Annotated in this window: 24 protein-coding genes and 1 tRNA gene; 10 read left to right on the top strand and 15 right to left on the bottom strand. The window is 60.2% G+C overall.

Features of this window, described 5'->3' with window-relative positions:
* Window positions 1-185 precede the first annotated feature (185 nt).
* The 3 genes from rpiA to BMZ97_RS24150 all read right to left on the bottom strand — a co-directional run bounded on the left by rpiA (window position 186) and on the right by BMZ97_RS24150 (window position 2847).
* Entirely contained in the window at window positions 186-887 is a 702-nt protein-coding gene (gene rpiA, locus BMZ97_RS24160; RefSeq protein ID WP_092175826.1) for a ribose-5-phosphate isomerase RpiA, read from the bottom strand.
* Window positions 884-2335: an NAD-dependent succinate-semialdehyde dehydrogenase gene (locus BMZ97_RS24155; RefSeq protein WP_092175822.1), complete on the bottom strand. Its 1452-nt coding sequence runs from the start codon at window positions 2333-2335 to the stop codon at window positions 884-886. The genes rpiA and BMZ97_RS24155 overlap by 4 nt, the downstream gene beginning before the upstream one ends.
* 158 nt (window positions 2336-2493) lie before the next feature.
* Entirely contained in the window at window positions 2494-2847 is a 354-nt protein-coding gene (locus tag BMZ97_RS24150; RefSeq protein ID WP_244546584.1) for a hypothetical protein, read from the bottom strand.
* 203 nt (window positions 2848-3050) lie between these two features.
* On the opposite strand from BMZ97_RS24150, the gene gph reads away from it, so the two are divergent.
* The 4 genes from gph (at window position 3051) to BMZ97_RS24130 (ending at window position 5144) form a co-directional block, all read left to right on the top strand.
* Window positions 3051-3755, top strand: a complete 705-nt coding sequence (gene gph / locus BMZ97_RS24145; protein WP_092175820.1) for a phosphoglycolate phosphatase — start codon at window positions 3051-3053, stop codon at window positions 3753-3755.
* A 101-nt stretch (window positions 3756-3856) separates the two neighbouring features.
* Window positions 3857-3931, top strand: a tRNA-Val gene (locus BMZ97_RS24140).
* Between the two features lie 189 nt (window positions 3932-4120).
* Window positions 4121-4381, top strand: coding sequence for a DUF7696 family protein (locus BMZ97_RS31380; RefSeq protein ID WP_175525712.1), 261 nt, complete (start codon window positions 4121-4123; stop codon window positions 4379-4381).
* A gap of 490 nt (window positions 4382-4871) precedes the next feature.
* Window positions 4872-5144, top strand: a complete 273-nt coding sequence (locus tag BMZ97_RS24130; protein WP_092175814.1) for a hypothetical protein — start codon at window positions 4872-4874, stop codon at window positions 5142-5144.
* Here the strand turns inward: BMZ97_RS24130 and BMZ97_RS24125 are convergent.
* Window positions 5132-5350, bottom strand: a complete 219-nt coding sequence (locus BMZ97_RS24125) for a hypothetical protein (RefSeq protein ID WP_092175812.1) — start codon at window positions 5348-5350, stop codon at window positions 5132-5134. The two genes, BMZ97_RS24130 and BMZ97_RS24125, sit on opposite strands and share 13 nt — an antisense overlap.
* On the opposite strand from BMZ97_RS24125, the gene BMZ97_RS30910 reads away from it, so the two are divergent.
* The gene (locus BMZ97_RS30910) at window positions 5349-6116 is read left to right on the top strand and encodes a hypothetical protein (RefSeq protein ID WP_139221314.1); all 768 of its coding nucleotides are present in this window, start codon (window positions 5349-5351) and stop codon (window positions 6114-6116) included. The two genes, BMZ97_RS24125 and BMZ97_RS30910, sit on opposite strands and share 2 nt — an antisense overlap.
* Before the next feature lie 50 nt (window positions 6117-6166).
* On the opposite strand, the gene BMZ97_RS24120 is transcribed toward BMZ97_RS30910, so the two are convergent.
* From BMZ97_RS24120 to BMZ97_RS31830, 3 genes are all read right to left on the bottom strand, one after another.
* Complete coding sequence (locus BMZ97_RS24120; RefSeq protein WP_139221313.1) at window positions 6167-6457, bottom strand: DUF7696 family protein; 291 nt, start codon at window positions 6455-6457, stop codon at window positions 6167-6169.
* Window positions 6458-6777: 320 nt separating this feature from the next.
* On the bottom strand, window positions 6778-7152 hold the full coding sequence (locus tag BMZ97_RS24115; RefSeq protein ID WP_092175806.1) for a hypothetical protein: 375 nt from the start codon (window positions 7150-7152) through the stop codon (window positions 6778-6780).
* 351 nt (window positions 7153-7503) lie between these two features.
* Window positions 7504-7983: a hypothetical protein gene (locus BMZ97_RS31830; protein WP_348272130.1), complete on the bottom strand. Its 480-nt coding sequence runs from the start codon at window positions 7981-7983 to the stop codon at window positions 7504-7506.
* A gap of 553 nt (window positions 7984-8536) precedes the next feature.
* Between BMZ97_RS31830 and BMZ97_RS24105 the strand changes: the two genes are divergently transcribed.
* Genes BMZ97_RS24105 through BMZ97_RS30905 form a run of 3 tightly spaced genes read left to right on the top strand, consistent with a single transcriptional unit; the run spans window position 8537 to window position 13814 of the window.
* Window positions 8537-11905: a glycosyltransferase family 9 protein gene (locus BMZ97_RS24105; RefSeq protein WP_092175801.1), complete on the top strand. Its 3369-nt coding sequence runs from the start codon at window positions 8537-8539 to the stop codon at window positions 11903-11905.
* Complete coding sequence (locus BMZ97_RS24100) at window positions 11902-12627, top strand: class I SAM-dependent methyltransferase (RefSeq protein ID WP_175525711.1); 726 nt, start codon at window positions 11902-11904, stop codon at window positions 12625-12627. The genes BMZ97_RS24105 and BMZ97_RS24100 overlap by 4 nt, the downstream gene beginning before the upstream one ends.
* A gap of 29 nt (window positions 12628-12656) precedes the next feature.
* Window positions 12657-13814, top strand: a complete 1158-nt coding sequence (locus BMZ97_RS30905; RefSeq protein ID WP_139221311.1) for a sulfotransferase family protein — start codon at window positions 12657-12659, stop codon at window positions 13812-13814.
* 720 nt (window positions 13815-14534) lie between these two features.
* On the opposite strand, the gene BMZ97_RS24090 is transcribed toward BMZ97_RS30905, so the two are convergent.
* From BMZ97_RS24090 to BMZ97_RS24075, 4 genes are all read right to left on the bottom strand, one after another.
* Window positions 14535-14750 (bottom strand): hypothetical protein, encoded by a 216-nt coding sequence (locus BMZ97_RS24090; RefSeq protein WP_139221310.1) that lies wholly within the window; start codon window positions 14748-14750, stop codon window positions 14535-14537.
* 117 nt (window positions 14751-14867) lie between these two features.
* A complete protein-coding gene (locus tag BMZ97_RS24085) occupies window positions 14868-15131 on the bottom strand; it encodes a hypothetical protein (RefSeq protein ID WP_092175790.1) in 264 nt (87 codons plus the stop codon).
* Window positions 15128-15973, bottom strand: coding sequence for a glycoside hydrolase family 108 protein (locus BMZ97_RS24080; RefSeq protein WP_092175788.1), 846 nt, complete (start codon window positions 15971-15973; stop codon window positions 15128-15130). The genes BMZ97_RS24085 and BMZ97_RS24080 overlap by 4 nt, the downstream gene beginning before the upstream one ends.
* Window positions 15974-16014: 41 nt before the next feature.
* On the bottom strand, window positions 16015-16215 hold the full coding sequence (locus BMZ97_RS24075; protein ID WP_092175785.1) for a peptidoglycan-binding protein: 201 nt from the start codon (window positions 16213-16215) through the stop codon (window positions 16015-16017).
* A 162-nt stretch (window positions 16216-16377) separates the two neighbouring features.
* Between BMZ97_RS24075 and BMZ97_RS24070 the strand changes: the two genes are divergently transcribed.
* Complete coding sequence (locus BMZ97_RS24070; RefSeq protein WP_175525710.1) at window positions 16378-17682, top strand: SAM-dependent methyltransferase; 1305 nt, start codon at window positions 16378-16380, stop codon at window positions 17680-17682.
* Between the two features lie 229 nt (window positions 17683-17911).
* Here the strand turns inward: BMZ97_RS24070 and BMZ97_RS24065 are convergent, their stop codons facing one another.
* Both BMZ97_RS24065 and BMZ97_RS24060 read right to left on the bottom strand, forming a co-directional pair.
* On the bottom strand, window positions 17912-20311 hold the full coding sequence (locus BMZ97_RS24065) for a hypothetical protein (protein ID WP_092175782.1): 2400 nt from the start codon (window positions 20309-20311) through the stop codon (window positions 17912-17914).
* Window positions 20311-20649: a hypothetical protein gene (locus BMZ97_RS24060; protein WP_092175780.1), complete on the bottom strand. Its 339-nt coding sequence runs from the start codon at window positions 20647-20649 to the stop codon at window positions 20311-20313. The genes BMZ97_RS24065 and BMZ97_RS24060 overlap by 1 nt, the downstream gene beginning before the upstream one ends.
* Before the next feature lie 158 nt (window positions 20650-20807).
* Here BMZ97_RS24060 and BMZ97_RS24055 point away from each other — a divergent pair, with 158 nt between their 5' ends.
* Window positions 20808-21302 carry a hypothetical protein gene (locus BMZ97_RS24055; RefSeq protein WP_092175777.1) on the top strand — a complete coding sequence of 165 codons (495 nt, stop codon included), beginning with the start codon at window positions 20808-20810 and terminating at the stop codon, window positions 21300-21302.
* 139 nt (window positions 21303-21441) lie between these two features.
* Here the strand turns inward: BMZ97_RS24055 and BMZ97_RS24050 are convergent, their stop codons facing one another.
* Window positions 21442-23529, bottom strand: coding sequence for a hypothetical protein (locus BMZ97_RS24050; RefSeq protein ID WP_092175775.1), 2088 nt, complete (start codon window positions 23527-23529; stop codon window positions 21442-21444).
* A 66-nt stretch (window positions 23530-23595) separates the two neighbouring features.
* Window positions 23596-24603 (bottom strand): hypothetical protein, encoded by a 1008-nt coding sequence (locus tag BMZ97_RS30900; RefSeq protein ID WP_139221309.1) that lies wholly within the window; start codon window positions 24601-24603, stop codon window positions 23596-23598.
* Window positions 24604-24621 lie beyond the last annotated feature (18 nt).

The raw sequence follows: 24621 nt of genomic DNA, 5'->3' as shown, positions 1-24621 counted from the left end.
GGTGCGCCGTCGGCCACGGCGGGCCGTTTCGGGTTCGGGCGATCATTAGAGCATTGCGCGAAAAAGTGGATACCGGTTTTTCGCAAGAGCAATGCTCTCAACTCCTGGAATCGATCACGTTCTTCGCATTCGGACGGAAATGTCCGAATGCGACGTGATCTAGCGTGGTTTGCACCGATTGGGAATCACCCGGTCGCACCGAGCAGGCGCAAGCCGTCGGCCCCCGCAAGGATGGCGCCCGTGGCCAGGCCGATGAAGAGCCCGTGCTCGACGACGCCGGGAACCTGGCCGAGCGCCAGCGCCAGAGCCTCGGGCTGAGCGATCGCGCCCAGATGAGCGTCCAGGATGTAGTTGCCGTTGTCGGTGACCACAGTTGTGCCATCGGGCCGCTTGCGCAGCACGAGCTCTCCGGCAGAGCCGCAGCCGGCGATGGCCGCAGCCACGGCGCGGCGCGTCGCCGCCAGCCCGAAGGGCACGACCTCGATCGGCAGCGGAAAGCGCCCGAGCCGCTCAACCAGCTTGCTGTCATCGGCGATGACGATCATCCGGGCCGAGGCCGCTGCGACGATCTTCTCACGCAGATGCGCCGCGCCACCGCCCTTGATCAGGCGCAATTGCGGATCGATCTCGTCGGCCCCGTCGACCGTGAGATCGAGTTCCGGCGTCTCGTCCAGCGTCGACATCGGAATGGCGAGCGCAAGCGCCTGCGCCTGCGTCGCCTCCGAGGTCGCGACGCAGATCACCTCGAGCCCCGCAGCGACGCGCTGGCCGAGCAGGTCGACGAAATGCTTCGCCGTCGAGCCCGTGCCCAGGCCGAGCCGCATGCCGGGGCGCACGAGCTCGAGCGCCCGTGCCGCCGCCAGCTTCTTCAGGTCATCGGCAGTCAAACGCCCAGCCCACCCATCAGCATGTATTTGATCTCGACGAACTCATCCATGCCATGGAGCGAGCCCTCGCGGCCGAGCCCGGATTCCTTGACGCCGCCGAAGGGGGCGACCTCGGTGCCGAGCATGGCCGAGTTGATGCCGACCATGCCGTATTCCAGCTCCTCGGCGACGCGGAAGGCGCGGCCGAGATCCCTGGAATAGAAATAGGCGGCCAGGCCAAACGGCGTATCGTTCGCCATCGCCACGACCTCATCCTCGGTCTTGAAGCGATAAACCGGGGCGACCGGGCCGAACGTCTCCTCATTGGTCACCAGCATCTTGGTGGTGACGCCCGAAAGCACGGTCGGCTCGTAGAAGGTGCGGCCAAGCGCATGGCGCTTGCCACCGACGACGACCTTGGCGCCATGGGCGACGGCGTCGGCGACGTGGCGCTCGACCTTCTCGACCGCGCGCTCATTGATCAGCGGACCCTGCACGACGCCGACCTCGACGCCGTTGCCGACCTTCATCTTGGCGACCTCGCCGGCGAATTTCGCGACGAACTCGTCATGGACGCCGTCCTGGACGAAGAGGCGGTTGGTGCAGACGCAGGTCTGGCCCATGTTGCGGTATTTGGCGGCGATCGCGCCCTGCACGGCGGCGTCGATATCGGCATCGTCGAAGACGATGAAGGGTGCATTGCCGCCCAGTTCCAGCCCGACCTTCTTCACCGTCGAGGCGGCCTGCTGCATCAGGAGCTTGCCGACAGGCGTCGAGCCGGTGAAGCCGATGAAGCGCACGGCGGGGTGCGAGGTCATGACGCCGCCGATCTCCTTGGCATCGCCGGTGACGATGTTGAGCACGCCGGCGGGAATGCCGGCACGCTGCGCCAGCTCCGCCAAGGCGAGTGCGGTCAGCGGCGTATCGGGCGCGGGCTTGACCACGAAGGTGCAGCCTGCGGCAAGGCCAGGCGAGCATTTGCGCGTGATCATCGCGGCCGGGAAGTTCCAGGGCGTGATCGCGGCGCAGACGCCAACGGGCTGCTTCTGGATGATGATGCGCGAATTCGGGAAGGGCGAGGGAATGGTCTCGCCATAGATGCGCTTGGCCTCTTCCGCATAGAATTCGACGAAGGAGGCGGCATAGGCGACCTCGCCGCGGGCTTCCGTGATCGGCTTGCCCTGCTCGGCGGTCATGATCTGGGCGAGGTCTTCCTGGTTCGCCATGATCAGCTCGAACCATTTGCGCAGGATGACGGAACGCTCCTTGGCGGTCTTCTTGGCCCAGGGTTTGAAGGCGCGCGAGGCGGCCTCGACGGCAGCCGTCGTCTCGGTCGCGCCAAAGCGCGGCACCTTGGCCAGCACCACGCCCGTCGCCGGGTTGTCGACCGCGTCGACGCCCTCGCCGATCCAGGCGCCATCGACATAGCACTGCGACTTCAGGAGCGACGGGTCGTTGAGCTTGAGCATGACAAATCTCGAGGGAAGATCACGGGAGCCGTTGGTTTAGCATGGCGCGACGGCACATGCCGACGGTCAATGCCGCATGGCGCCGATATCATCGGCTCAATACAGGCCGGAAAATAGCGGGTTATTTCGCCTGGGACAGATGACTTAGCCTGGGGCGGTTATTTCGCCTGGGGGGTGCAGACCACCTTGTCGTCGAAGACGTAGCAGATGCTCATCTCGCCGGTGCGGATGTTGACGCGGAAGATGCCGCCCTCGCGCTCGTGCCGCGACGGCACGAGCTGGTAGTCGCTGGGCGCCTGCGGCCCGGCCCCCTCGCCCGCCGCAAAGCAGATCGTCATGCCGACGCCGCCTTCCTTGAGCTGGAACTGGCAGGCCCCGACCTCGCCTGTCGCCTTGTCGATACGGTAGACGCGGTTGAGATCGGTCTGCGGCGCCGGCGCGAATTCGAAGGGGGCGGCGACAGCCGGGCCGACCGCCGCGATGCACAGGCTCGAGGCCGCCACGAGGCGCACCAGCTTTTCCAGGGAGTTCGACACCGCAGCATTCCTTCCAGCGAATCGGCGAGACGATATCACCATCGATGCAGCTTTTGCCGACAGAGCGGCAGCAGTGCGGCGCGCAGCCTTTCCGAAGCAGCCCTAAGCGGGCTAAGAGGCTTTACACCCCCCCGCGCTAGCTCGCGCCCGGAGAGGCTTACCATGAGAGAGACTTGCCCATGAGTCTGCCCGCCATCGTCGTGTTCGATCTCGACGGCACGCTCGCCGAGACCGCGCCCGACATCATGCGCACGCTCAACCTCATTCTGGTGCGCGAGGGCCTGCCTGCCCTGCCGCTCGATCGCGCCCGCGAGCTGGTCGGCGCCGGCGCCCGGGCCCTGATCGAGCGCGGCTTCCGTGTTTCCGGCCGTCCGCTCGCTGAGGCGACGCTGGAGCGCCTGTTCGAGGATTTCCTGCTGATCTATGCGCAGGACGCGGCCTCCAGCAGCCATCTCTTCGACGGTGTGCTGGACGCGATGGATACGCTTGCCTCTGAGGGCTATGCGCTTGCAGTCTGCACCAACAAGCCGATCCTGCATACGCGGTTGATCCTCGACCATTTCGGCATCACCGGGCGTTTCGCCGCCATCGCCGGGCGCGACAGCTTTCCCTTCCACAAGCCCGATCCACGCCATCTGACCCTGACGATCGAGGCAGCCGGGGCCGATCCGGCGCGCGCCGTGATGATCGGCGATTCGCGCACCGACATCGCCACGGCAAAGGCCGCCGGCATTCCCTGCATCTGCGTGCCCTTCGGCTATACCGACGTCGCCATCGAGACGCTGGCGCCCGATCTCGTGATCCAGCATTTCGACGCCCTGCCCGACGCCGTGCGCCAGGTCTTCGGCCAGCAAGCGCTTGGCCGCGTGCCCATGCATTCTTGACGCCATGCATTCGTAACGCCAGGCATTCTTGACGCCGAGCATTCTTGACGCCACTCATTCTTGACGCCACCGCCCGCGCCGACTAGGAGAAGCGCCGGTGCGGGCGACTAGCTCAGCGGTAGAGCACTCCCTTCACACGGGAGTGGTCACAGGTTCGATCCCTGTGTCGCCCACCATTTTCCTTCAGTCATTCCGGACACGCCCCCGACCGCCGCCAAGGCGTCACCAGTGGTGGTTCGTGACCGGCGCGTTGGCCTAGCCCCGCTGGGCCGTGCGGGCGCCGGGCGGAGGCCATCGCCAGCCCCTGGCAGATGCCTGACAGGCGCGCAGGAGGTAGGGTCTCCCACCTTCAAGGAGATTCGCCTGTGCCTATGCCTGCCCCATCACTCGCCTGGTCCCATCTCGCCGGCCGCGAGGTTTCGACATCGTCCGAGGAATGGCGGCTCGAATGCGAGGTCGCCTATCTGCTCAGCCTGCCGCTGCCTGCGCGCAACGCGATGCTGGACGGCGTGACCGGCTCGACCGATCGCGATGCGCGCGGCATCAAGGGCATTCGCGGCGAGGCGGCGGTCGTAGCGCTGCGGGCGCAGATCCAGCGGCTGGCTGAGATCAGGAAAAGGGGCTGAACGAAAAGGCCCGGCTCGCCGAAGCGAAACCGGGCATGCCGGCATCCCTCCGGAGCCATTTCCGATCCGATTGGATCGTTCAATAGCCCCAGGCCCTTGCTTTGACGCGTTGTCTTCACGCGAACCGCTGTCCCCTTCGCTCGAAAACGCCTTGAAGGGCATCAACGGCAAGCGCCTCACCTATCGGCGGACTGGTGAAGCCGTGTTCGCTTAAGCAGAAAGCGACGCGAATCCTACGCGAACGTGCGCTAGGAAAAACACGAGTCTGAACAAAGCTTTAAGGGCGCTTGACCTAGCGTTCGATTCCTGCGGGAATAGAAAGGCGTGCCGAATCGGCACGCGGAAAGACCGGGGCCTAGGAACCCCGGCTTTCCTTCAACCGCAGGGCCTGGAAAGGTTGCGGCGAGTCATTTGGTGTGACGGGTTACAATTTGCTCGTTCAAGACTCGCTGTCAAGTTTTTCGGGTTCTTTTTTTAAGGAACTTTGAAAATGGCACTTTTCACCGTGAGCTACGATCTCCGAAAAAAATCTGAGTTCGACTACCAAAAACTGTGGGACGAATTTGGCAGGCTCGACTCTGTCAAATTTCAGGAGTCAGAATATTTTCTGTCTTCCGACAACACAGCGACAGAGGTGAAGGACCATTTCGCGGGGCTCATACACGCCGACGATTTGCTGATGGTCATAAAGTTTGAAAAACGGCCGAGCTTCCACAAAGCGCTGAAAGGCACAACTGCGTGGATTGAAGCTCACTTCCCGTAATCGACGGCGCGGTTATCGTCCGCGCCAAACGGGATTCCATCAATCTTGATGGCGAGTCCGAGAGCTCTTGCCATCAAGTGCAACATTTTCTTCTCAGGTTCATCGCGGCCCCTCTTCTCAGCCTTGCCGTCATGCGGCTTCGGCGGCGTCGCCAGCATCCGCTTCAACACCTCATCGCGGCGCTTTTCGTCATCGGGATCGCTCATGACATCACAAACCACATTTCATTTCACACCAGATGGCTATTCCCCAAATCTAGCCCTAGCAACGGGGTACGTCATGATGGAATGGGCTATGATTGAGGAAAGTGTGACCGGTCTACTACGCAGCTTCCTTAATCTGAGCAGCGACGACCCCTCCCAATTCCCATATGTCTTTGAGCGACAAGCTCCCAAATTAACCGAATATGTTAAGGCGCTCTATGCCAACTATCCAGCCGAGTTCGCGGAATACGAACGGCTCCTAAGCGAAGTTCTGGCCGTAAAGGCCAAAAGAGATTGCATCGCGCACGGCATCCCAGGAAAGTTCACACGTTTCAACAAGACCAAAGAGGTGCTTTGGCTCCCAAACTGGCTGCGGCTCGATAAGCAGCCTGAATACGTTCCGGCAACCTACCTTTCAATCCGGCAACTCGCAGAGCGGGCCGGCCGCCTCAAACAAGAATGGTATTGGGCGGCAAGGACAATAGGTTCAGTTCTTTTTGTGGCCCATCAGGCAAAGCGCGTTGCGTCAGGGCTTGATGCAGCTCCGCAACCACCGATCGATAGCTTGCTGTTAAATCCGCTTCGGAATCCCAAGCCCGTAAAGCAGCCACAGCCCGCTGGATCTGCCCTTCGGTGGGCTCCTGATGACGCGCTCTGGCAAAGCGCATCGCTTCCAGAAGCCCCAAAAGGCGCTGTTCTCCAAGTTGTTCGGGCTGAAATCCTTGGGCCAATAGAGATTGGCGCCGCGCCTGAACCATCTCGGGCGTAACCTCGATATCGCGTAGCTCGGTACCGGCCTGTCGCCCCGATTGGCGAGGCTTATCGGATGAGCGCGGGAACCGCATCGCTGCGAAGCCGAAACAGGTTGATCTGGCTTCGCAGGAACCTGACCTCGGCGGGCCCCCTGATGGCAGTGATGCTGCGGTGGCTCCCCCTGCGCCCGAAACCGGTCAGGATATCCTCCAGGCAAGCGGGCGAAAGCGAGCAGAGAAACTCCACTTCGCGCTCGTGGCGAAATTCCTCAGATACGCTCGAGATCAGTTCACCGGTCAAAACAGATGTGATCGATTCTGATCCTGCGGGAACAAGGCGAGTTCTATTGGAAAACATGATGACGCTCCTGATGGGCAACCTTTCCAGCTCGATTACGTTCCCCGGAGCGCGAAATCAGGCTCCGCTAGGGGAGAGCCTGGGGCCCCGGCCCGATCTCAGACCAGCCGTCCTGGGCGCGCTGAATGGCGCCCTGGCTCGTGCGCGCCCAGGGCGCCCTCGCGGCGCGCCCAAAACGGCGAGCCGGAACGCGCCGAGGCGGCGGATGGGAAGCGTGGGACATCTGGAAGCCCGGGCGGGGAGCGGACAGGCAGAGCGCCGCAGCGAAGGCGCAAACCGGCCGCACCGAGGACAGCGCCGTCGCCGGATTTTGATCTGAATCAAGGAGATTGCGTCAAGAGCGCCTTATCGAACCGGGCAATGGGGCGCAGTTCGAAACTATCATTTGCGTTGCGGCGTTCGCAGCTCAGGCGGGCGAAAGCGCCGCGCCCGAAGCTGCGCCTGGTGATCACCGACGCAGACCCTGTGAGCGGCATAGATACCGCGGCGCCCACCATGCCTCCGCAAGCCTTGACCCCGGTGGCCGACGGGCCAATGGCGAGCCGGGAGATTTCGCCTTTGCCCGTCTGCCTGCCCCCCAGCGTTCCCTGCGCCTCGGCCGGCGACAGCGCGGCCCACGACGTCACCGACAGCGCCTGAACGCGGCGGATTTCTGCAAGAACCTGCCGAAAACCCTGCGGGAGAGCGGCCGCCACATGCTCATCATCGGCCTGGACCTGCCTTGAACGAGCTCTCCACAGCACCGGCCCTGCAGCACGGCAATCCGCGTGCGCTCCATTGCATCTTCGCCCCGCCTTGACAAACACAGCCCATAAGCTGCGGTGAAATGGGCGGCTCTTAAGCGAAACGGCGGTTTGGAATAATCGCTGCGCTCGATCTTATAGGCGAACGCAACCTGCTGTGACCCACCTCCCCGATCCATCGTTATACCAAGCACGCAGCCGCAAGCGACGCTTCACAATCAGGAGCGGGATCTTCGTGGCGATCGCGTGAGGCGCGATCGCCAGCATCGCTATGATGTGGGCTCGCCGTCTTTCTCGGATGCCCTACCCTTCGATATGATCACGAACCATTCTTATGATGAGAAATCCGCATCCGGCTAAAAATAACGCCCAGGCAAAACCATAGGATGGGCTGCTATAGGTCATCACGCCTGGCCCAAAAAAGCCCGCTCTAATTGTCTCGAATGCATGAGGGAACGGAACATAGAGTAGAGCTTCACGCGATGAATCAGGAAGCCAGCTCAACATAAAAAAACACCCCGAGAAAGGAAGCATTAGGTATTGAAATGCTGGAATAAACTTCTCTACGACTTCATTTGCCTCGGTGATTCCAGCCATTAGCGCCCCACCCCCAAAACCAAGCGCTCCCATGATCAGCCACCCCAGGATAACCCTAGACCAATCATAAACATCTGGCAGAATTCCAAATGTATTAAGTACAATATATACAAACAGCGCAGCGCCTGATGTGCTAAAAAACTCGATAAACAGTCGCGCAAGAATAACGTCATATTGCGATATCATGCGGTAATTCATAAGAAATTTACTAGACCTCATCACATGACCCATCGAATTTGTCATGTGCCTCCAGAGAGTAAGTGGCATGTATCCAGTGAAGACGACCGCCGTAAGCTGTACACCGTGTTCCACGCCACCTTTCGTAAGCGACCATATCGCCATAACTCCGACGCATAGCAGCATTGGCTCAATGAATGTCCACAAGAAACCGATATTTCCTCGACCGTATCGCCCCATAATGTGCCGCAGTATAAGCGCATTGTAGACGCGATCCTTCTCTTCGAGTGCTCGACGAAGAGTTGAAGGTTCAATCACGTGGCTGCTCCGAAACTTCGACGCCGTTGGAGGCGCGGCCAATAGTATACAACGTCAGCGCCGAACCATGTTCGCATTGACACGAAGCCGCAACGGGCGGCATGCGCCCTAAGCCTGGCAAAAAAGCCGACGGTCATATAGTGCGCATGCACCTTATTATACTCTTCCGATTCAACGCGTTCGATCGTAGCTCTTTCTTTGCCAAAGTCCTCAAACTCTCAACGGCCAAAGGCGCGAGAAACAAATGATATCCCGGCGCTCAAAGTTTTCGAGCATCCTCGGCTCGACCTTAATTTTTGCCGGGCGCAACTCTCAAGGGAAGGCTGACACCGCGCGGGACGCGGGGGATTGGCGTCGAGCCGCATTTTTCTACGCGCGCGCCGCTGATGAGCAACCCAAGCGCGCTGCTTCGTTTTGGGTACAAGCTGGAAACTGCGCCAAGGAATCCCATCAGTTTGCCAAGGCATTGGAGTTCTATAGCTACGCTGAACAAGCTCTTCATTTAACCCCAGAAGCGCATCGCAGCGAAGCGTGGCGGAATGAGCGCGCGGACCTATTTGTGCAGTTCGGCCACTTGCTCAAGCTGTCGGGGAACTTTAGTGCGTGCGCTAATGCCTACCGCGGTGCTGCAGAGATGGGGAGTCCAGACGGCCCCCGAGAGCTTCAGGCATTGGGTCATCTCAACGCCGCCGTGGTGAAATTTAGCCAAGCTACCGAAGGCGATGTCTCGGCAGTGTCCCTGCTCGCCGTCTGCTCATGCGAACTGCGCCCGCTCGATGCAGAGACTTTGCGAGAGGCTGCACGCGCTCTCAGCGAACGTCCAGCCAACAACGATCTGGCATGCTCGTTCGCTGGCCTCGCGTATCTTTCTGACCGCTCCGCCCACGCAGTGAAGAACCACTTGGATTTCGTTGCGCGGTATGGGCTGCGAGGCGTTGTCGCTTCCACCGCGGCCGGGCCAGGAAAGGAACGAGCTCCAAACGCACGGAAGCTCGTTCGAAATGCTGCGCTCCAGTTGGCAAATGAGACGGCAAACGAGATCTCCGTCGCCTTCGAACCGCAGCACGGCGCTGTGCAGCAGCTATCATTGAATCAAGGCCTGCTCTCTAACGAGGCCGAAAAAGAGGCCCTTGCGCGCGCCCTGACATTGAGTATCGAGGCCGTGTTTGCCACTGCGTGGGCGCATCCCGACGATTTCTCGTTACGCTTGAACGTTGCCTTTGACCGGATGGAAGCTGCATCCAAACCGCTAGACTCACTGGTGGTCTTTTGTGAAACTAGGACCGCGAAGGCCTTGCGAGCAGTCGCAATTCGCGCGCTCAATAATGCGGTACAAGCGTGGCTTGCGACGCATAAACTTGGCGCTGGCATGGCCGCTCTGGACCGCTTGGCAGTTGGTGTGCGCTTCGAATATGGCGACGCGCTACGACGGCGACGCACAGAGCTGGGCTCAGGCCTCAAGCTGTTTTCTGAGATCGATTCTCTGCTCTACGGCGCAACCAAAGACCCTGGCGGCCGGGATCGCGCCACTGCCGTGCTTCTTGCGGCGATTTCTGACAGCCTTACGTTGGAAGAAGCGGTGGATCTGCTGCAAATCGATACGTTTGGTCCTATCTCCGTAAAAGCGGCGATCGCGGTCGCTCACCAAAACGCATGCACGCCGCATGAGAGCATCTATCTCGCCCAGAAGCTAAAGGAGCACGGCCGTCTCGCCGAATCTTTGATGATCCTCGACGCGTTCGATGAAAAATATGCCCCAATGCCACTGCTCATTGAGAAGGCGTTGATCTCCAAATCTCTCGGAAAGTTTCGGGTCGCCGCGGAGTTACTTGAATCGTGCTATAGGACCGAACCTACCGAATTCGTCCGCAACGAACTGGCTATGCTCTTGCCGGAGGTCGAGTCGATCCCTTCGATCCTGCATCGCTATGCAGGTGACGCGGCATTCTTCCAGTTGGCACATCGACATGCCGCTTTCAACATCGCATCGATGCAGCACCATCGAGCAACCCAGGATGCTGGCAGCGCGCCGTTGGTGCCCGAACTCATACCTAAGGTAGCCGATCAGCGCTCCTACGAACTGGCGATCGAAGTGCTGGGCTTAGGCGGCGGCACGCAAGAAACACAATATGGGCGCCTCCGGGTTCTGCGGCCCGTCGATTTCGCGCGCGTTCGCACGTCATCACGCATTGGGTACGAGACCATGCGGGTGCGCCTCAATGGCCGGACCATCGCGGAGTGCGCCGGCTCGGCATTGACCCAAGGGTTCGAACAGTCGCCGTATGTCCACCAGATCTTCAATGCCTGGTTCGAAGTTGGCCCGCTTCAGCCTGGCCCGCACTCCTTGCAACTCCATTTCCAAGAGAGCAACGGCGGTTACGCCGGGCACGATCTCACGGTCTGGGTGGACGAAAGGGACTGGAAACGGCTTAGCCTGACCTCTTCGGCGATCGTGCTTCCGTCGCCATCTGACGACATGATCGAAACTCGAATAGCGAGCCTGCCATCTCAGCGCTTTGACGCTGATCGAACCTATTTCGATGGAGAATTGTCACGCATTCTGGTGGTACGCGCCGACCAACTTGGGGACACCGTTTTATCATTTCCTGCAGTGGCTGCACTTAGGCGACACTTCCCCGCCTCGCGCGTTGACGCCCTGGTGTCCCCTGGCCAGTTTGAATTAGCGCGCGGTTCTGGGCTGTTTGACGCGGTGTTCTCCGTAGCGTTCCCATACAATCAGGCCACGCGTCATCGCGTTTTAAGTGTTCAGGATCAGCATCAATTGGGCGAAATGTTGTCGGGCCGCAACTATGACCTGGCGATAGATCTAGCTCCAGGCTCGTTGACTAGACCGCTGCTTAAGCTCGCCAAGGCCCGTTATACCGCCGGCTTCAAGCCGGACGAATTTCCTTGGCTCGACATCGCCTTCGATCTGCGGGTGCGCGACGCCGGCAACCGTCACGAGGCGGTTTCTCACGCGCGTGCGCCAGAGGCGCTGATCGCAGCCATCGCTGTTGCAGCGCTAGGGCGTGCTACACAGCTACCGAAGACCCCGCTGGATTCTCATTTCCGCGAACAACTTGGCCTGAAAGCGGGTCAGCGTTACGCCGTCTTTCATAGCGGGGCACGAACTTTAAGCCGGAAATGGCCGCTCGATCGCTATCTTGAAGTTGCACGCCGCACCATTCAAGCGCACCATATTCCTGTTGTGCTTCTACTTGACGACCCAAGCGAGCTACCCGAGAAGCCCGCCGACCTTTCGCACGATCTGATCGTGCTGCGGGGGCACCCTACCTTCGCGCAGTTTGATGGTCTCTTGTCGAATTGCGCTGTCTTCCTGGGCAATGACAGCGGCCCAAAGCACCTTGCCGCGCTACGCGGAGCGCCGGTGGTCAGTATCCACATGGGAGCGGTCAACTGGCGCGAGTGGGGGCAAGACGGCATCGGAGTGGTGGTTACCCGCGACACCCCATGTTACGGCTGCGGCATCGAACTCGCCGAGGAATGCGGCAAAGGCCTTCCGTGCCTAACCGATATCCGCCCCGCCGAAGTGGCCAACGCCATTACAGACCTTCTCTCGAAACACCCCTCTGCTCTGCGGGAAAGCCAATGACCGTTTCAAGTTGCAAGTGCAAAATCTGCGGCTCGATCTCGAATTTGAAATTTGGCCTGCCATCGTCGAAAAAGAGCGGCCATCCAATTCCTGAGGCCCCGGATGACGCCTTTTTCTTCGAGTGCACGAGCTGCGGTTTCCTCTTTACGACGGCGTTGGACAGCGACGACCACACCGAGATTTACGACGAAGAATACTGGACTCTCCAAGACCCCGATCTGTATGGCCGCGTGGGTGAAACTCTTCGCTTGGTCATGCTCGCCAATGAGCTCGTCGGCAAAAAGACTGAGGATCTTGAGATTCTCGACTTTGGCTGCGGTGGAGGCGCCTTCATCGAAGTTTGCCACCGGAACCTGCAAATGAACGTCTGGGGGACAGACATCATCCAACCAAAGTTCGGAAAAGACTGGTTCCTTCCGTCACTCGATGGCCGATCATTCGATGTCATCGTGGCGTGCGAGGTCATTGAACACCTACCTGACCCTCTGGGTTCTTTGGAGCACATGAAGAGGCATCTCAAGCCCGGAGGCGTGATCGCATTTCAGACCGCCTACTGGGACTCCAATTGCCTCGACAGAACTTGGTGGTATCTGGGACCGGGGAACGGCCATATCTCTCACTATGCTGCGGCCACGTTCGACTTCCTCACTCGGCACCTTGGCGTGAGCCGGCGCCGGATCTATCGGGACTATCCCGGCTTGCAGGCTTGGCAGTTCACTTGAGACGCACGAGCTATCAAAGGGCGACAGGCGTGACGCGTAAGACGTTCTATCTGCATATTCCGAAGACTGGCGGGCAATCCTTGGCGCAGCGGATAGCTGCACTTTATCCGCTAGGCCGGAGCGAGACACTCACAACCGATTACGGCGACGGAGATTCCGAGAAGCTTCGCAGTGCGTTTGGCAGATTTGATTTCATCGAATCGCACGCGAAGGGCGGCGTTCTTGCGGACTTTTCCGATATCGGAATAATGGCATCGATCAGAAACCCGATCGATCAGATCATCTCGCATTACAGGCATCTATTTCAGCCGAATATGCGGCTTTGGCAGAGAGCCGTGAGAGCTCTTGAGCCCGGAGCCTTATTTGACACGTTTTCAGATTTCTTCGCGAATTTTCAATCACGCTGTATCGTCGAGGCGTTCTACGATTATGAATCTCTTTCTCGTGAAATCGGGCCTATTGAAGCGCTGATGCGCTACCTTCCCTCTTGCCTTGAAAGAATAAACTGGTTCGTCCCAAGCGAAAAGATCGATGAATTCCCGGAACTTTGGGCTCTTGAAAACAAAATTCCCATGTTCCCGAGAAAATTAATTAGAGTAAATACCTCCCAGAACGATGGGATCGATAAGAACAAGATTCGACATGCGATAATGTCAAGACCGAATATGTACGATTTTGATATGATTGTATACAATCATTTCCTTAGAAAATACTCAGAATTTCGCGATAGAATCATTTTAAAACCCAACACCGGCGCAATAAATGATTCGTTTCTAGCCTACAACTCAGATAATGAGCATGTTTGGCTTGCCGAGAACTGGTACGTGCCAGAACCAAAGGCGATCACCGGAGGGGAATACTCTTGGTGGGCAGGGCCACAGGCGCGAAGCAAATTGCATTGCAGATTGAAAGAACTAGGTGGAACTCTCAAATTTAAAGCAAGAGTGTTCGCCGGCATATCGCCTCAAGACGTTATATTTCGTGACGAACAACGCGCCTCCCTACCAGTTAAGCTCGACATGATGAACGATCAAATCGAATACTCTATCGACGTCGAGCATCTTGTAGGCGACATCAAAATCATTATCGATGTACCATATTGTTATGCTCCAATCCAATTAACTCTGACGGATGATAGTTGTGTTCGAAGATCGATCTTGACATCGAACTGGCGAATTACACGGTAGGTGCTGAAGAGATAGTGAGAAAGATTTTCTTTGAGTATACAAAATGGGTTTCGTCACAAGATTATAGGCCCTACATCTCAGAAATGTGTGATACGCCAAGCGCATAGTAGAAATTGAAATTTTTCTAGCACAACTCAAATTATCCAATGCTGAATTTCAGTTTCTATTCTGTTTTCGGCGAACAATTTTGGCCGCGAGATTTTGTAGTAAACATCAAGGACGCGGGTGCGGAAACAGTATTCTCGCAGTACTTAAGCAACATTCGCACGATCGCAGAACGGGTGGAAACTCAAAGGAAGATCGCTCGACAGCATGATAAGTTGATCGATCAGGATGACCACCTCGCGAGCCTCAAGATCGCGGACTAACCGGCTTCGGAGCTGGATATGCATGAGACAATTTATGGTATTTATCCTAGATTTTGATCATCGGATTCTCAGGAATAAGCAGAAAATCGCAGAGCGACGATGTGTTGGCCCGAAGAATGCTACCTGCAGTGCGTTCGTGTTATATCTATCGCCGTTCTCAATTTGTCTAAGACTGCTTGATCCCCTGCTTGTGCTGATGATAATTCTAGGCAGAAGACTACTGATCTGCTCGTACGCGTTCCGTCGCGGTTAAATCAAAAAAATCCGCCTGCCCCAGGGGACGGGCGGGCTGAGCTACAGCCTGGGCATAAACCGAAGGCTCAGGAGCTCTCCTATCCTGCAGGAGCAGGCTCTATCTGGGCCATGGGATGATGGCCCCGAGCTTTGACGCAATGAACCCGCCGACGCCGGCCATCAGCACGATGATCCAGCGCACGCCTCGCGCCTGCATCAGGAGGTCATGCATGGCCGCGACCTTGTCGGCCATGTCGGCCACCTGCTCCGTCAAGTGCTTTACATCGCGCTCCAGAGCGATGACCCGGTCTCTGGTGTCCGTCATGTCGCTCACGATCGCCTCCAGCACCCGGCCGCCACACCGCGTTCAAAATGAATGTCGATGCGGCGTGTATCGACAGGCGTCGCACCGCGCACCGACAGCAGGCTGTCGGTGATGACGCCGCAGGGCCTATCGACCGGCGCCGTCGTCTGGCAGGCAGAAGCCGCGAGCGCGGTCCCAAGCGCCCATGCAATTCTCAACCGTGCGGCTCGCATCATCGGCGCGCTTCCTTGCCTTGTCGTTGGAGTGTTGGATTGCAGAGCGGGCAGCATCGCCGCCTGCCTCGAAACGGCTCCAGCCGTAGAGGCCGAGAGCGAGCCCGAGCGCCGCCACGGCCCAGGCCTGCCAAGGCACGCGGCGCAGCGCCGCCAGTGCGGCGAGCGCCGCCGTCACGCCGGCACCGCGAGATCGAGCGCGTCAGCCTGGGCTGCCGCCCGGCGCTGGGCGACGAAGCGATAGCCGAGGCCGCCGATCGTGATGACCGCGCCCGCGACAACGAGCGCGGCGACGATGTTGCCGATAATCGTGCTGTTGCCGGCCAGGGGGCTAAGCGCATCCTGTGCCTGCTGCAGCACACCGCCGAGGCCGCCAGTCGCCATGCCGCCGCCGATCGCCGCATCTCCGCCCGCCATGGCCGGCAGCGGCCGGGCCTGATCGAGCGTCGCCTTGGCGCTGCCGCCCGCGGCATGCACCGGCGCCGGCCCGACGCTGCCCGAAGCCCAGGCCCAGCCGATGGTGCGTACGCCGGAGACCCGCGCCGTCCAGCCCTTGCCGAAGGTCGGCCAGATGCTCAGCGCCTTGAGGAACGCCATGCGGCGCTGGCAGATGGCGGCGATCAGCGCGTCATGATCGGGATGCGTGGCGACGGCCGCCAGCGTCGCCTCGCCGAGCGCGCCATCGACCTTCACGCCGCCGAGCGCGCGCTGCAGCCACTTCACCGATTGCGCCGGCCCGGAATTCACCGCCCCGTCGAAGACGACATAATCGACGCCGGCCGGCAGATCGTCAGCGCGCACGGCATCCCAATATTGCGCGCGATAGATCTCGTCGCGCTCGGCCGACTCCATCAGATAGACGTCGCGCTTCGGCCTGCCCTTGCGGGCGCGATAGCCGTCATAGACGCGCTGGATCACGCCCTGATTGGTTCGGCCGCCCGGATCCTTGGGATGATCGACCTTGCCGCCCTCATGGACGAGGACGACCTTCAGGGCCTTGGCGAAGGTGAAGCTGGACATACGACTCTCCGGCATGGGTTATGTGAAGGGTTTGAAGAGATTCAGCCCTGCCCGGCAGGGCGACACGCCACCGCGGCCCGCAGCGCTAGAATCGTGTCGAGCGTCAGCGCGCCGGTGGCGGCAAGGCCGTGACCGCGCTGGAAGGTCTGGAGCAGGATCCGGATATCGGCATCGATCACGCCGCTCCGCACCAGCGCATAGCCAAGCGCCGCCAACGCCGCCTGCACGGCGAGCGTGTCCATGAGGATCCATTATTAGGAGACGGCGTCGGCTGGGCGGGCGAATGGCCCGGGCGTCCGAAGCTCTAGTTCGCTAGATTGTTTCTCAAGATAACGTTATGTAACGGATACTACCTAGTCGTGAATGTGGACGCTAGAAGCCAAATATTAGGTCTGGGGAATTAAATGTGGAATCCGCTTAAGTGGCGTCGCGCCACTGAACATCGAATTGCCGCACTTGAAGAACGTCTCGCCAAGCAGATAGAGCCCGGCTTAAAATTTACCGGAGCCAGCGTTGCTGAAACTGCAGAGCGGCTCACCGCTGCCGAACTGCGGTTCATAGAGGAAATCACTGCCGCCGAGCAGCGGCTCTCAGATAACCTTACGGCAGCCGAGCAGCGGTTCTCAGGCAACGACATCGAGGCGCGGCTTACCGATCTTAGGCGGATTGTGAACCCACACAGTCAGCCGAACATCAACGCCTTGTGGGACGTGGCGAAGGACATCACACCCGCGCATTTGATACTAAAATCACTTGGTCAGGATCTCGCCGAGCGCCTGCGCTCGGCGCTTCCGGTCAGGACGGGACTGCAGCCGCAGCACATCGGAATAAAAAGCAAGGCGACAACACAGGCCGATCTCGAATCGGAATGGGCCGCGTACTGGTTGTCGGAATACAAGATACCTCTCATTTTCCACCGTAAGCTCTGGGAAATTTGCTTTTTAAACCAAGCACTATACGCGCACGGAATGATGAAGCCGGGCCGCCGCGGGCTTGGCTTCGGCTGCGGCGTCGAGAGCTTCCCGTCCTATTTCGCATCGAGGGGTGTGCATGTCGTCGCCACCGACGCGCCACCGGATCACGCTCAGACGGCCGGATGGACGAAAGGCTCACAATACGCCAGCAACCTCGATTCGATGCACAAGCCCGAGCTCGTCTCCCGCGATGAATTCAACAAGCGCGTGACCCACCAGTTTGTCGATATGAACACGATCCCGCCCGATCTGCGCGACTTCGATTTTTGCTGGTCCATCTGCGCTCTCGAACATTTGGGCTCGATCGCTAAGGGGCTAGATTTCATCGAAAACTCACTGGAAACGCTTCGGCCTGGAGGCGTCGCAGTCCACACCACTGAGTTCAACTTCCTCGACGATGAAAACACGATTGATAACTGGGTCACGGTCTATTACCAGCGCAAGCATTTTGTGGAGTTGAGAGACCGACTTGAAGCAAAGGGGCACAAGGTCGCGCCGCTTGATTTCGATGTAGGCAATGCGCTCCTCGACAAGTTCATAGATCTCCCGCCATTCAGGCAGAACGCCAATACAGAGACAGGACGAGCTTGGATAAGAAACGAACCACATCTTAAGGTTTCGTCGGATGGGTTTGTCGTGACATGCTTCGGCCTAATAATCACCAAGGGCGATGAGAAATTCTGCGCTGATCGCCCTCAATGCATACCCGCTGCGATCGTCAGTGCAACCGAATAGGTGAAGACCATCGCCTTGTTTCGCGAAGTGAGCAGCGCAATCAAGGTCACCGCAGCAGCTTGCGGGCTATGCCCAGCCCGACATGGCTTCGTGAGCCGCCGCGCCCGAGACGAGCGTCAGCGGCGCCGGCCCGAGAGCCGCGCTGCACAGCATGAGTATGCTCCAGAATGAAAGCCGCCCGGAGGTGGCGGACGAGCAGGCGCTAACGGTCGTCTTGTTTGGCCGGCGATCAGCGCACTCGACGACAATCCATAGCCCCGAAAGTGGCGAGGGTGCTGACGGTGAAATTAGCGTAGGCGTTCGCGTAGATCGTCGTCGTTGACGCAAGACTGAACCGCGCCTTGACTATAGATGGCTGGATAAGAGCAACCCCGGGCACTGCCCCTGAAGACGACGGCGAGATCCAGCTCGATTTGAAGCCGACCGTATTGTTGAACGTCGTCGCAACGGTGTTCAGAGAGAGCAGCGCCTGGGTGATGTTGGTGGTTGCGCCGGGCAGGAAATAACCCGCCAGGGTCACCTCCCAATCACCAGCCGTGAGTGACTGAGAGAGGAAGTCGGCAGCCGTCGCCGTGGCCAGCGCAACTGCAGAGCCTTGCAGCAGTTGTTGGTGCTGGAATTCACCCGCCTTCCCTGCAGCAGCGTTGTCATTCGTCACTGTCGCAGGAATCTGCCCGGCGGACGCCACGGCTAGTAAAGCCCGCCCCGCGGCCGTCGTCGCCAGCGTAGCAAAGACATCGGGGCCGGTCGCATAGATCATGTCGTCGGCAACCGGTGACAGCGCGGCGAGCGTCGGATCGATTATATTGGCCCATGCGCCGTTCAGATAAGCCCGGAGTTGGTTGGTCGCAGTGTTATAATAGATTTGCCCATTGACCGGTGCAGGTGTGGTGGGGTCGGCGGCGATGCGGGGAACCACAAGGCCTCCCGAGCCATTCGAAAACACCCGGCCCGCCGCCTTCGGCGTCATATTGTAATCTGCGTTAGTCTGCGCACTCTCGACGATGACGTTCGTTACACCGATGCCCGGGCGCACCAAGACATTGGTGTCGCCGTTGCCGTTGAAATCATCGACGCGGAAGATCTTCTTACCGTTGGCGCGCAGCGATATAGCGCCAGCTCCTTTCGAGGCCAAGAATGCTTCGATGTTCGCGTCCGTGCCGATCGCGTTGAAGCCGACATCGCCGCCGGCGGCTCCTGCGATACCCCGGATTTCATTGACCGCACCGGCTGACACGTTCTGTTGAACGCCGGCTCCAACCGTCGTTCCGGTCTGCGAAAGTTTGGCGCCGTTGCCGTCGAGGATGACCGGCGTCTGGCTGAAGCGCACAACCGATGCGGCCCCGCCGACCCGAACGCAGCCGCTGCCGTCGTTGTCTTGGTTCGGGAACCTGAGGATCGCCGTGCCGATATCGATCGTGCAGCCGGTTCCAGGGACATCGATAGCCCATTTAGCGTGGCGTTCCGACGCAAGCGCTCCGATCTGGATACGCGTGTAGTCGCCATTGCACTGCAACACGCTACCGCCAACAGTCGGTACGCCTCCGCCAGCGTAACTCTCGCCCTGCCCATAGATCGATCCAAAGCGGCCGGTGAACTGGAAACTATTGATCAGAAGAACGTGCTTCGACGCATCTGCCACGATCGTGCCGCCGGTGACATGATTGGCGTCACCGTAAGCGCTCGTCTCGAACCGGAAGGTCGAATGGTGCCCGTAGGTGAAAACCCGATCCGCGAAGGGGGCATCGACGCGCTTCATCAGGAAGGCGTCGCAGTTTTCCTGGATCCATTTCTGGACATATTGATCGGAGGTCCAATAGGTCCAGAGATGGATGTCCTCGATGCGCTGGCAGTCATAGCCGCGTTCCGAGCTCCAGAGGTGCTTGAACGTCTGAGCCTTAACGTTCCGGACGCGAATGCGCCCGGCAAGGTCGCTGTCGAGCAGGTGATAGACCTTCGGGCAGAACACGTCATAGAGGTCGAATTCGCCGTAGGTGGCGTCGATCTTGACCACCGGCTGATAAACGATCGGAGCCCAATTCGTCGGCCCTGTGCCGGGGTGTAGCTGGTCGATCGCAATGCCGACTATCTTGGAGCCGCGCGTTTCAAAGCCCGCATAGGTCAACGGCACGATGCTGGGCTCGGCGATCTTGAACATCGAGCCGCCGCCCTGCGGGCCGCAGAGATAGCCGCCGCCCTCGATCGTCAGAGCCACATCCGAGAAGACACTAGGGCTGTCGAGCAGATAGCCGACATCGGCCGGCGGGACGAACAGCCTGGCGGCCTTCATGCCGGCATTGGCGAACTCGTCATGGGCCTTTCGTAGTGCAACGGCAGCATCAAGCGAGCCATTGCCGATGCTTCGCGTCGTGGCGAAGTCCATGATCGACATATGCTCGCTGAGCTTGGTTTTCAGAATGCCGGGGATAGGCAAGTTGAAATCGGAGGTGAAATCCGCGTTCTCTGCCCGCACCTTGATCGCGGCCGCGGTTTCCGCAGAGCCGAGATAGCCGGGTCCGGATCCTGCAACGGCATCCTCGATGGAAGCACGGCTCGGCCCAGCCAGTCCCAGCTTGAACTTCATCCGCAGCGAGGACGGCCCTCGCGCGACAATGCTGACATCGGGCATCAGAAATTCCCCTCGGTAACAGTGACGGTGCCGTCGAAGACCTGAATCGTCTTGCCGGTGTCAATTTGGGTGATCCGGCAGCCATGCCGGTAAACGCCTGGGCACAGGCGCGTCGTCATCGGCGGCTGAACCGTGATCTTGTTGTTTTCGGCTGTGATCAGGAGCCCGTCGCCGCCGGTGAGCGCCAAGACCAGGCGGCGGTCACGCTTCAGCTCATAGGCGTAGGCGTAGTCCGCCCATGGGAAATCGGAGCCGTCCGCGAGCGTCCACTCGCAGGTGAACTCGAAGGTTTCATCATCGGTCGCAGAAACATTGACCTGATAGGCAGCGCCGGCCATGGCGGCTCCTCATGAAAAAAGCCGCCCGGTCACGGGCGGCTTGGGGAAGGTTGGGATTGGCTGAGACAGCCGGAAAATTGCCAAGGTTTGATATGGACTTTGCGCCCTACCCTACGGCAGGATCAACAACCTGAGGGACTGCTTGCGGGCGACGACACATGAAGAACCTGCTTCTCTGGTATCTGCCGCAGGCGGGCCTTTTCTGCGGAACGGTGTGGCTTGTCTACGTCGATACAATAGCGAGGGGTCAGCAGCCAAATGTAGGTGGCATGCTCATCGCCGGGGCGGTGATCGCCGGCGTCTACACTGCTGCGGTCATAGCCGTGCGGGATGCCCCTTTGCATTTGCGGGGCATCGGGCGCTGGGGGCGCCGGGTTTTTGCGAGCCTGCTCTTGGCTATCCTCGTTGTTGCCTTCGGCCCCGGCTTGCCGAGGATATTCCAGACAGGAGACGTCCGCTCGTACTTGTACGGTTCATTTATTGTATTCGGGCTCCTTGGACTAATCTGGGCCACTGCCTTGGCGTTGTGGCACAGCTTCACCGTTCGGAAGTCAAACGCATCTGCTGAGCCAGAACCAGACGTCGAGTGGATCGCGAAAAGCCCCCGGCCCTCGCCCCCTGGCTCCCTCACGCATTTGCGGCAGGATCGCTGAATGAGCGATGAGGGCATTTTGGATCCGCCTGGCTCGCTCTGGCGACCCGGATCACCCTGGGTTGGGCGCGTGCGAAGATCAAAGGCGTCGCGATCGACAGCCCTGCAGCCTGCACCGGCGCGATCATCTCGTCGTGAGCCTATTTGCGTGGTTGCGCGGCCGCAATGGCCTGCGCGGTCATGGCAGCCAGCCGGATGGCGAGAGCCTGAGCCTGGCTGGAACCAGGCGCGGCCTTGGCCAGCCGCCTGAACGTCTCGATTCCCGCAGGGTCGGTGATGAGCCGGGCGATCTCTTCCGTATTCTGCCCCAACTGCCACCGCTCATAGGTTTCCGTGGCCTTCTTCGGCCATTTGATGCGGCCCTCTACCAGCATCCCGGCAGTGTCTGCGGCCATCCCGCCGCCCCCGCCCTTCAAGGCATCCTCCGCCTGCTTGTTGAAGGGGGCTTGCGAGCCGGGGTGCAGGCGCTGGCCGGTCGCGCTCAGAATATTCAGGAACTCGTCGAAGCCCTGCAGGAGTTCCGGGCCGCCGACGCCCTGGATCGCAGCCGCGAGGTTTTCCGCCTGCTGCGAGTTTCCCTTCAGTGCGGAGACGAAGTCCGCCCCTCCGAACTGGTTCGGCTTGGCTTGAATCGTCCGGGTCGCACTATTGAACAGGCTCTCGACACGGGCGCGGACAAGCTGGCGCGCGGCCATGGGGCTTCGCCGCGTCAGGGCTCCGATGGTATCCGTGATTTCCCGAGCGCTCACCGCCACAGGGTCCGTCGGGAACAGAACCTCGATCGCCTCGCGCGTCTCGATGTCGCGCTTGGCGATCTTCCCAAGCGGGCCAGCCATCAGCGGCTCGAGATAGTGCTGGCGCAAGGCCTCCTGCTGAGCCCGGGCCGCTTCATATGAGCCGATCTGCGCAGGCTGCGTGGCGGTAGCCGCCCGCGAGCCTGTGGCCCTATCCGCAGCGGCTATCGGCACGGTGCGGGCGTCGGAATGGGCGGAGGCGGTCATATTGCGCGCACTTGCCTGCCCCGGAACGGCTGCATGCTCACCCATGCGGCGCTGAACCACGTCGATCACGCCGACCGCGTCGTCCGGCAGAGTGGCGATTGTCCGGTTCAAGGCCGGGGTGCCGCGTACCTCCTGGAACACCTGCGCATAAAGGGGGTCGGACATCAGCACATCATGCACTTGCGGGCCGACACGTTGCGCTTTTGCCGCCTGATAGGCCGGGCTCGTCGCGCGATCTATGATTCCAGTCGCCTCTTTAATCGTATCATCGGCCGCGCGGCCGATGGTGGGACCGAGGGTCGCGGGAGCCTGGGATTGCGGGGCGAGGGCATCAAACGTCTGCCGGCCCGCCGCCTCGACCTGCCCAGGGCGCTGGGCCATGAAATTACCCATGATATCGCCCCCACCGACGGAGTCCTCGGTGAAGCGCTGAAGGTTCACGAGACCTCTGCTGCCGCCATTGGATACGTGCGCGATGGCTTCCGGCCACGCCAAGGCGATGCCGCGCGCTTGAGCCGCCTGCATGAGCTGCTCGGCCGCGACAAGGGTCGCCTCGTCAACGCCACGCAGATGGGCGGAAAGGGTCGTCGCTGTGGCGGGGCGAGTTGTGAGAGCAGCAAGACCCCCAGTCGCCACTGCCGCGCCTGCGCGAGCAAATGGTTCAAGAGGCGTTCCCTCCGTCGCCTGCCCCGCCCGCTCAGTCGCGATACCTGGAGCGACAGCATAGCGCAGCTGATTGGCGAGGGAGCGTCCGGCGCCGGGGATGAACTCGCCCACCGTCTGCGCATATTTGCCGGCGGTGGTCTGCGGCTCGTAGAGCTTGCCCGTCAGGTTCTCGAAATACTGGGTTAACCGAGCGGGGGAGACCGATTGTGCAGGTGTGTTCTCCCGGATTTTCTGAGCGACGGGCTCGCCAGTAAGGTACTCGGCAACGCCGTCTGCGCCTTTCCCGAGCCAATCAGCCGCTACGCCAGGCAAACCAGCGATCCCAATCGCGCCCTTAATGATGCCGGTTGGCAGCGCCTGCCCCACATCGGCCAGCGTCGTTTTCACGCTGTCCCACGTCGAAGGAGCGGGCGCGGGCGCATTGGTGGGCGTGAACCCTTCCGGCGGTGCGGGGATGTCGCGCTGCCGGCGATTGGGCGCCACCGTGATGACAAGCGGCCCGCTGCCGGTTTCAACAGGGAGGTCGTCGATGAGCGTAGCGCCGCGAGGAAGCTCAGCCATTATGGTACCCACTGATTGTTCTGCAGAGTGATGATTGTGCCGTCCGGCATGCGAGCGCGTGAGCCTTCACGGGCCTGCGTCAGTGGGAGGCCCATCGATCAGGACAGCGCCGGGAGGTAGCTCTGGCGCCATGGGCGAGGCCTTCGCATCGTCTGAGCCGGCAAGAACCGCACCGCCGGCAGCAAGACCAGCGGCAGGCGCCGCGATCGAGTTGAACTGGATCGTCCGGTTGAGCTTGGGATTGGGGTTGACGTATTCGCGGATACGGGCGGCCGTCTTTGGCGCGACAGTCTTGAGGTAATTTGGATCGGCCATGTAGGCGCGGATGGCTTCAGCCATATACTCGCGCGGAATATCATCGCCCTTGTAGCCGTTATGCTGCGGCAGGAACGGCTTGGCGTTGGCGCGGGCATCCGTTCCCGCCGCATTCCGGTGGCCGTTGTTCAGGCTGTTATAGACGCCCCTCACTTCGTCGCTGAGGCCGACGGTCGGGATGGTCCCGGCCAACTCGTCAATGCCATGCCCGATCTCATGTGCAAGGACGCGGGAGTACCTGTCGGGAGCGAGGTTCTTGTCTACGTAGGTATCGCGGGCGACAATCTTACCGGAGCGCCGGTCCCTTGTTACCACATACCGTCCCGCATCCCCTCCGATCTCGCGCGACGTAACCGCCTGAGGGAATCGGCCCGTTCCTTCCTTTCCGATGGCGTCATATGCAGACGCTGGAATGCCGGTATCGCCCTCGCCAACGTAATTTCGGCCGGCGACATATCTTGCGGTAAGCGGCCTTCCGTCCAGATCTTGCGTGAGTTTTCCGCTTGCATCGGTGGGCGCTCCGGCAGGGTAATCGGCCTCGAAAGGACGGAGTGTCTTAGTCGGAGGATTATAGATCGAAGTACTTCTGGATGCTAGGCTTTTCGCTCCTTTTCCGATCCCCGAAAGTGCCGACGTGGCGCCCATAACGGCGCCAAGACCGTTCAGCGCAGCGCCTGTGTAATTCCCCTCCTGGTAGTCCCGGTATGCCTCATTGGCGGAGAGCGGCGCAGCCAGCGGCGTCAGGTCGATAAGCGACATGCCGGTCTGCCCGAGAGC

Origin of the sequence: Allobosea sp. OK403, assembly GCF_900113835.1 — a bacterium.
In the GTDB taxonomy this organism is placed as follows: Bacteria; Pseudomonadota; Alphaproteobacteria; order Rhizobiales; family Beijerinckiaceae; genus Allobosea.
Note: the sequence above shows the minus strand (reverse complement) of the source record. Positions and strands in the feature narration are given on the sequence as shown.

Excerpts from the sequence above, each read along its gene's own strand:
- BMZ97_RS31830 (WP_348272130.1), bottom strand. The coding sequence starts at position 7,983 with ATGATATCGCAATATGACGTTATTCTTGCGCGACTGTTTATCGAGTTT.
- BMZ97_RS30900 (WP_139221309.1), bottom strand. The coding sequence starts at position 24,603 with ATGTCGCTTATCGACCTGACGCCGCTGGCTGCGCCGCTCTCCGCCAAT.
- BMZ97_RS24125 (WP_092175812.1), bottom strand. The coding sequence starts at position 5,350 with ATGAGCGATCCCGATGACGAAAAGCGCCGCGATGAGGTGTTGAAGCGG.
- BMZ97_RS24105 (WP_092175801.1), top strand. The coding sequence starts at position 8,537 with ATGATATCCCGGCGCTCAAAGTTTTCGAGCATCCTCGGCTCGACCTTA.
- BMZ97_RS24120 (WP_139221313.1), bottom strand. The coding sequence starts at position 6,457 with ATGTTTTCCAATAGAACTCGCCTTGTTCCCGCAGGATCAGAATCGATC.
- BMZ97_RS24075 (WP_092175785.1), bottom strand. The coding sequence starts at position 16,215 with ATGGACACGCTCGCCGTGCAGGCGGCGTTGGCGGCGCTTGGCTATGCG.
- BMZ97_RS24080 (WP_092175788.1), bottom strand. The coding sequence starts at position 15,973 with ATGTCCAGCTTCACCTTCGCCAAGGCCCTGAAGGTCGTCCTCGTCCAT.
- BMZ97_RS24060 (WP_092175780.1), bottom strand. The coding sequence starts at position 20,649 with ATGGCCGGCGCTGCCTATCAGGTCAATGTTTCTGCGACCGATGATGAA.
- BMZ97_RS24155 (WP_092175822.1), bottom strand. The coding sequence starts at position 2,335 with ATGCTCAAGCTCAACGACCCGTCGCTCCTGAAGTCGCAGTGCTATGTC.
- BMZ97_RS24055 (WP_092175777.1), top strand. The coding sequence starts at position 20,808 with ATGAAGAACCTGCTTCTCTGGTATCTGCCGCAGGCGGGCCTTTTCTGC.
- BMZ97_RS30910 (WP_139221314.1), top strand. The coding sequence starts at position 5,349 with ATGACATCACAAACCACATTTCATTTCACACCAGATGGCTATTCCCCA.
- BMZ97_RS24050 (WP_092175775.1), bottom strand. The coding sequence starts at position 23,529 with ATGGCTGAGCTTCCTCGCGGCGCTACGCTCATCGACGACCTCCCTGTT.
- BMZ97_RS24100 (WP_175525711.1), top strand. The coding sequence starts at position 11,902 with ATGACCGTTTCAAGTTGCAAGTGCAAAATCTGCGGCTCGATCTCGAAT.
- BMZ97_RS24065 (WP_092175782.1), bottom strand. The coding sequence starts at position 20,311 with ATGCCCGATGTCAGCATTGTCGCGCGAGGGCCGTCCTCGCTGCGGATG.
- BMZ97_RS24070 (WP_175525710.1), top strand. The coding sequence starts at position 16,378 with ATGTGGAATCCGCTTAAGTGGCGTCGCGCCACTGAACATCGAATTGCC.
- gph (WP_092175820.1), top strand. The coding sequence starts at position 3,051 with ATGAGTCTGCCCGCCATCGTCGTGTTCGATCTCGACGGCACGCTCGCC.
- BMZ97_RS24130 (WP_092175814.1), top strand. The coding sequence starts at position 4,872 with ATGGCACTTTTCACCGTGAGCTACGATCTCCGAAAAAAATCTGAGTTC.